This window comes from Halomonas sp. A11-A (assembly GCF_003182195.1).
GTDB lineage: Bacteria > Pseudomonadota > Gammaproteobacteria > Pseudomonadales > Halomonadaceae > Halomonas > Halomonas alkalicola.
The window spans coordinates 37,809-44,314 of record NZ_QGTM01000023.1; the positions used below are offsets into that span (position 1 = coordinate 37,809).

At 69.2% G+C, this 6,506-nt stretch carries 5 protein-coding genes and 3 tRNA genes; all 8 read right to left on the reverse strand.

What is annotated here, in order from left to right; genetic code table 11:
* Positions 1 to 8: 8 nt before the first annotated feature.
* Positions 9 to 1,598, reverse strand: a complete 1,590-nt coding sequence (gene nadB, locus DER72_RS13095; RefSeq protein WP_110070437.1) for an L-aspartate oxidase — start codon at positions 1,596 to 1,598, stop codon at positions 9 to 11.
* A complete protein-coding gene (locus DER72_RS13100) occupies positions 1,579 to 2,724 on the reverse strand; it encodes an FUSC family protein (RefSeq protein WP_110070438.1) in 1,146 nt (381 codons plus the stop codon). Before DER72_RS13100 ends, nadB begins: the two co-directional genes overlap by 20 nt.
* A gap of 59 nt (positions 2,725 to 2,783) precedes the next feature.
* A tRNA-Leu gene (locus DER72_RS13105) sits at positions 2,784 to 2,870 on the reverse strand.
* Positions 2,871 to 2,901: 31 nt separating this feature from the next.
* A tRNA-Cys gene (locus tag DER72_RS13110) sits at positions 2,902 to 2,975 on the reverse strand.
* 34 nt (positions 2,976 to 3,009) lie between these two features.
* A tRNA-Gly gene (locus tag DER72_RS13115) sits at positions 3,010 to 3,084 on the reverse strand.
* 59 nt (positions 3,085 to 3,143) lie between these two features.
* Positions 3,144 to 3,692, reverse strand: a complete 549-nt coding sequence (gene pgsA / locus DER72_RS13120) for a CDP-diacylglycerol--glycerol-3-phosphate 3-phosphatidyltransferase (RefSeq protein WP_110070439.1) — start codon at positions 3,690 to 3,692, stop codon at positions 3,144 to 3,146.
* Between the two features lie 67 nt (positions 3,693 to 3,759).
* Positions 3,760 to 5,574 carry an excinuclease ABC subunit UvrC gene (gene uvrC, locus DER72_RS13125; protein WP_110070440.1) on the reverse strand — a complete coding sequence of 605 codons (1,815 nt, stop codon included), beginning with the start codon at positions 5,572 to 5,574 and terminating at the stop codon, positions 3,760 to 3,762.
* 68 nt (positions 5,575 to 5,642) lie between these two features.
* Positions 5,643 to 6,290: a response regulator gene (locus DER72_RS13130; RefSeq protein WP_110070441.1), complete on the reverse strand. Its 648-nt coding sequence runs from the start codon at positions 6,288 to 6,290 to the stop codon at positions 5,643 to 5,645.
* Between the last annotated feature and the right edge of the window lie 216 nt (positions 6,291 to 6,506).

The window sequence follows — 6,506 nt, forward strand, 5'->3', positions numbered from 1 at the left end:
GAAGGCCGTCAGTCGAGGTCCGCGAGATGGACCCGCGAGGGCTGCGCGGTTCCCGGGGCGTGGCCGGGGCAGTCCGGGTTGTAGTGCAGACCGCGGGATTCACGGCGGGCGCGGGCGCTGGCCACGGTCAGCCGCGCCAGGCGCAAGGCCTGCCACAGGCTGGCCAGGGCGACCGTGGGGGCGCAGGCGGTCACCAGCGGGGCGAGCTCGCGCTGCAGTGCCTCCAGGGTCTCGGCGGCCTCGTCCAGCCCGGCATCATGGCGCACGATCGCCACCCGCGCGCTCATCATCTGGCGCATCCGCTCGCGGATGCTGGACAGCACCTGGGGATCGGCCAGCCTGTCGCCGCTGTCCGGGAGCGGCACCAGGGGCGCGGCCTGAGCCGACGCGCCAGGGGGTGCGTCCCGAAGCAGTGCGGCGCCACAGCTGCGGGCGAACACCAGGCACTCCAGCAGCGAGTTGCTGGCCATGCGGTTGGCGCCGTGCAGCCCGGTGCAGGCCACCTCGCCGATGGCGTGGAGGTTCGGCACCGTGGTGGCCCCGGCCAGGTCGGTGGCCAGTCCCCCGCAGCTGTAGTGCGCGGCGGGGACCACCGGGATCGGCTCCCGGGCGATGTCCAGGCCGCGGCTGGCGCAGTGGGCATGGATGGTGGGGAAGTGGTGGCGGATCGCCGCCTCGCCCAGGTGGCGGATATCGAGCAGCACGTGGTCGCTGCCGGTGCGCTGCATCTCGGCATCGATGGCCCGGGCGACGATATCGCGCGGCGCCAGTTCGGCGCGCGGGTCCAGGCCGGGCATGAAGCGCTCGCCGTTGACGTTCAGCAGCCGTCCACCTTCGCCGCGCACCGCCTCGCTGATCAGGAAGGGGCTGCCGTCGGGATCATAGAGGCAGGTCGGGTGGAACTGCTGGAACTCCAGGTTCATCAGTTCCGCCCCCAGCTCTGCCGCCATCAGCATGCCTTCGCCGCTGGCCGGGTGGGGGCTGGTGGTATGGCGGTATAGCCCGCTGGCGCCGCCGGTGGCCAGCACCGTGTCCGCGGCCAGCAGTTCGTGCAGCCGGCCCTGGCCATCCAGGCAGCGCGCCCCGCGGCAGGCCCCGGCGGTGTCGCCGATCAGGCCGATGGCGGTGAGGTCGTCCAGCACCTGGATGGCAGGATGTGCGGTCACATGGGCCTTGAGGGTCTCCATCACCGCCAGACCTGTGGCATCGGCGGCGTGGATGATGCGCCGGGCGCCGTGGCCGCCCTCCCGGGTCAGGTGGTAGGGGTAGGTGGCCTCGGGGCTGGGGTCCGGGGTGAAGGGCACGCCGAGGGCCAGCAGTCGCGCGATGGCGGCAGGCCCCTGCTCGACGGTGAAGCGCACGGCGGCCTCGTCGCAGAGGCCGTCGCCGGCCACCAGGGTGTCGGCCACGTGGGCATCGAAGTCATCGCTTGGCGAGAGCACCGCGGCGATCCCGCCCTGGGCCCAGCGGCTGGCCCCCTGGTCGTCGCTGGCCGGGCGCAGCAGGGTGACCCGCCGCCGCTCGGCGACCTCCAGGGCCAGCACCAGGCCGGCAACGCCGCCACCGATGATCAGCACATCATGATTGCCGTGGGTCATCTTGCGTTCCTTTGTCGGTGGCGGCGGTGTCGCGGGGTGCCCACTTGCGCCCGGAGGCGCGATGCAGGCGGCGGCTGGGAAGCCGGGTCAGGCCGCCGAGGCAGGCGACCAGGTCGCCGGTGACGCGGGCCAGCTCGCGATTTAGCCACAGATAGCCGCTGGGGCTGAAGAGGGTGCGTCCCTCATCGCTCACCGCGGTGGTGGCCAGCTCGGCGTGTCGCTGCAGGTTGAAGGGGCTCACCGTGACCGCGATGGGCTGGCCAGTGCGTACCTGGAAGGCGAGGGTGCCGAGCTCCCGGGCCAGCCGGTGTTGCTCCTCGCGCAGTCCCGTCATGGCCTCGATGCGGTCGTGGCCCTCCCGGGTGGTCCAGTGGGTCTCCAGCAGCAGCTCGATGGTGGAGAGCATTCGGCGCTGCAGGGAGATGACGTCGTCGAGTTCGTCGCGGGTGAGCCGGCGCTCGCGATGGATGGCATCGACCAGGCCGCGCTGCTTGACCAGGGCGGAGCTGGTGGCCTTGAGCAGGGCGCGGGTATCCACGTCCAGGGCGGCCGCGGCGGTGGTGTGAGCATGGAACAGGCGCGCCATGCGGTCGAGGTTCTCGGCCAGCATGAAGCGCATCATGTCGGTGGCCTTCTGGGGCAGCACGAGTACGGTGACGGTGATGCCCACCAGGGTCCCGAGCAGCACGTCGAAGGCGCGCCACAGGCCGATGCCCAGGTCGTGGCTGCCGTCGCCGACCACCAGCAGCAGGCTGATGGCAAACATCAGGCCGCTGTAGCCGTGGCGATTGCCGAAGGTGAGCCAGGTGGCGACGCCGATGGCGACCAGGCTGCCGGCGGGAATCAGCAGGGGAGCGGCGGGCGGAAAGAGGATCAGCGCGAGCCCGCTGGCCGCGCCGAGCACGGTACCCAGCAGTCGCTGGCGGCCCTTGTCGAGCACGCCGCCGATATGCGGCAGGTTGCCCATCACCATCACGGTGCTGACCAGCGCCCAGCTGGAGTGGGGGATCTCGAACAGGCGGATGATGACGAAGGTGATCGTCAGGGCCAACAGAACGCGCACCACATGCAGGCGGCGGCGAAAACGATAGGTGAAGAAGGGGTCGCGCAGGGGCGGCAGGTTCATGAGGCAAGGCCCCGCTGGTGCGCCGCTTGGGTGTCGGTCCAGGCGAAGGACGGAGAGACTGGTGCCCGGAGCCGGGCTCGAACCGGCACGGTGTCGCCACCGAGGGATTTTAAGTCCCTTGCGTCTACCAATTTCGCCATCCGGGCGGCACGGTGTCGAGCAGAAAAAAGGGGGAAATGGAGGCTGGAGTCGGAATCGAACCGGCGTACACGGAGTTGCAGTCCGCTGCATGACCACTCTGCCATCCAGCCTCACTGAGTCAGATGTTCATCTCCCGAGGGGAGATGGAGCGGGAAACGAGATTCGAACTCGCGACCCCAACCTTGGCAAGGTTGTGCTCTACCACTGAGCTATTCCCGCCTGACTCGAGAGCGAATTATACGGATAAGTCGGTGACTGTCAAACGCTTTTGCACTCCCTCACATGGAATCGCTGAGGTGCGGCCAGGCGGCGCGCAGGTAGAGCACCATGGACCACAGGGTCAGCACGGCCGCCACGTAGAGGGTGGCCACGGCGAGATGGGCGATGGGAGTGCCCGGGGCGAAGGCCAGCAGCAGGAAGATGGCGACCATCTGCAGGGTGGTCTTCACCTTGCCGATCCAGGAGACCGCGACCTTGCCGCGCTTGCCCATCTCCGCCATCCACTCGCGCAGCGCCGAGATGACGATTTCGCGGCCGATGATCACCAGCGCCGGCAGGGTGAGCCAGACCGCCTCGTAGCGTTCGATCATCAGCGCCAGGGCCACGGCCACCATCAGCTTGTCGGCCACCGGGTCGAGGAAGGCGCCGAAGGGGGTGGCCTGGTCCCAGCGCCGGGCCAGGTAGCCGTCGAGCCAGTCGGTGATCGAGGCCAGGGCAAACAGGCCGGCGGCCAGGGGCATGCTCCACGAAAAGGGCAGGTAGAAGAACACCACCAGCAGCGGAATGAAGCCGATACGGGCGAGGGTGAGGAGATTCGGGATGTTCATTGCGTGACGCTGTCCTTGCCGGTGGGTGGTGCCGAGCGCCCGCTCATTCTATCCCCCTTGGCGGACTTCATCCATGCAGGGCGCGATGAATCGCCTCGGCCAGGGTGGCGCTGATGCCTGGCGCCCGCGCCAGCTCCTCGCGGCTGGCCTGCTTGACCCCCTGCAGCCCGCCGAAGAAGCGCAGCAGCTCGCGGCGGCGCTTGGGCCCGACGCCGGGGATGCCTTCCAGGGTGGAGGTGCGGCGCGCCTTGTCGCGGCGTGTGCGATGGCCGGTGATGGCGAAACGGTGCGCCTCGTCGCGCACGTGCTGGATCAGGTGCAGGGCCGGCGAGGCCGGATCCATGTCCAGGCTCCGATCTGCGGTCTCGAGGAACAGGGTCTCCAGGCCCGCCTTGCGGGTGGTGCCCTTGGCGACGCCGACCAGGGCGATGCCGCTGACCCCGAGCTCGGCAAAGACCTCCCGGGCCAGGTTGAGCTGGCCCTTGCCGCCGTCCACCAGCAGCACGTCGGGGCGCTCCCCCTCGCCGTCCGTGAGTCGGCGGAAGCGTCGGGTCAGCGCCTGGCGCATGGCGGCGTAGTCGTCGCCGGCGGCCACTCCCTCGATATTGAAGCGGCGATAGTCGGACTTGCGCGGGCCGTTCTGGTCGAACACCACGCAGGAGGCCACGGTGGCCTCGCCGTGGCTGTGGCTGATGTCGAAGCACTCCAGGCGAGCAGGGGTCTCGGCCAGGCCCAGCACCTCGCGCAGCGACGCGAACCGCCGCGTGAGCTGGGCCTGGCTGGCCAGCTGGCTGGCGAGCTGCTGCTCGGCGTTGGTCACGGCCAGGGACTGCCACTGCGCGCGGTGGCCGCGCACCCGATCGGTGAGCCGCACGCGCCGGCCGGCGCGCTCGCCGAGCGCCGCCTCGATCAGCGCACGATCCGCCAGGGGGTGGCTGGTGATCAGCTCGCGGGGAATCTCGTTGTCCTGGCCCAGGTAGTACTGGCTGAGAAATTCCGCGAGCAGCTCCTCGGCGGGCAGGTCGAGCCCGTTGGCGGGGGCATGGTGGCGCGCCCCCAGCAGCCGCCCGTGACGCACGCTGAGCACCGAGATGCACAGCGCGCCGGGGCGGGTGGCCAGGGCGAAGATGTCGGCATCGCCGTCGCCGGTATCGACGAACTGGCGCTGCTGGAGCTGGCGCAGCTGCTGGATCTGGTCGCGCAGCCGAGCGGCCTCCTCGAAGGCCAGCGCCTGGCTGGCCGCCTCCATGGCCGCGGTGAGCTCGCCGGTCACCTGCTCGCTTCTGCCCTCGAGGCACTGCACGGCGTGCTCCAGGTCGCGCCGGTACTCCGCCTCGCCGATCAGGCCCACGCAGGGGCCGCTGCAGCGCTCGATCTGATACTGCAGGCAGGGCCTCGTGCGGTGGGCGAAGACGCTGTCCTCGCAGTTGCGGATGCGGAAGATCTTCTGCATCAGCGAGAGGCTCTCGCGTACCGCCAGGCTGCTGGGGTAGGGGCCCAGGTAGCGGCCGTCGTCGCGGCGCGCCCGGGCACGCCTGTACTCCAGCGCCGGGAAGGGGTGGCGGTCGGTGACGAAGACGAAGGGGTAGGACTTGTCGTCGCGCAGCAGGATGTTGTAGGGCGGGCGCAGCTCCTTGATCAGGGTCTGCTCCAGCAGCAGCGCCTCGGTTTCGCTGTTGGTCACCGTGACCTGGATGTCGGCGATGCGCGAGACCAGGGCCTGGGTCTTGGCGTTCAGGGCGCCACGGAAATAGCTGGCCAGGCGCGCCTTGAGGCGTCGGGCCTTGCCGACATACAGGGTCTCGCCCCGGGCATCCAGCATGCGGTAGACGCCCGGGGATTCGCTGACGGTGCCGAGGAAGTGGCGATGATCGAAGCTCATGAAGGCGGTGCGGTCGCGGACGGGAGTGCCATCCTAGCAGATCAGGCCGGACGGCAGGTCGGGGCGGCTCACTCCACGCTGGCGAAGCCTTCCACCAGGCCATGGCGCAGCCCCAGGTGGGTGAGTTCGACGTCGGTCTGCACGCCCAGTTTGTCGAAGATGCGGTAGCGGTAGGTGTTCACCGTCTTGGGGCTGAGGAAGAGCCGGTCGGAGATGTCGGCCACCTTCTGGCAGTTGACGATCATCATCGCCACCTGCATCTCGCGCTGGGAGAGCTGGTCGAAGGGGTTGTCCGTGGCATCGATGCGCGACAGCACCAGCCGCTGGGCGACCTCCGGGCTGACGTAGCGCTGGCCGTGGAAGACGCCGCGGATGGCCGCCACCATCTCCTCGTGCTGGCAGTCCTTGCTCAGGAAGCCGAAGGCGCCGGCGTCCAGCAGTCGCTGGGCGAAGGCCTCCTCGAGCCAGGCGGTCAGTACCAGTACGCGGGTGTCGGGCTGGGTGCGGTGGATCTTGCGGGTGGCCTCCAGGCCGCCGATCCCCGGCATGCGGATATCCATCAGCACCACGTCGGGGGAGAGGCGGCGGGTCTCGGCGATGGCGGTCTCGCCGTCGGAGGCCTCGCCGACCACGCTGAGGTCCTCCTCGGCGTTCAGCAGGTGGGCGATGCTCGTCCTCACCAGATGATGGTCATCGGCAATCAGTACCCGGATCAAGGCGGCGGCTCCTGAGCGAATGGGCTGGTAGGGAAAAAGGGGTGGGAGACGAGGGGTCTCATGATAAAGAGTGGCACAACTTCGATGCAGGTGGAAAGCATCCTTCGGAGGAGGCATGGAGCTAGCGTCTCCCCACTTTTCCACAGGCGGTGCTGTAACTGCCTGAATAGCGTTGAAAATTTCAGTGCTATCAACGAGATCGGGGCTTTCCCGCCG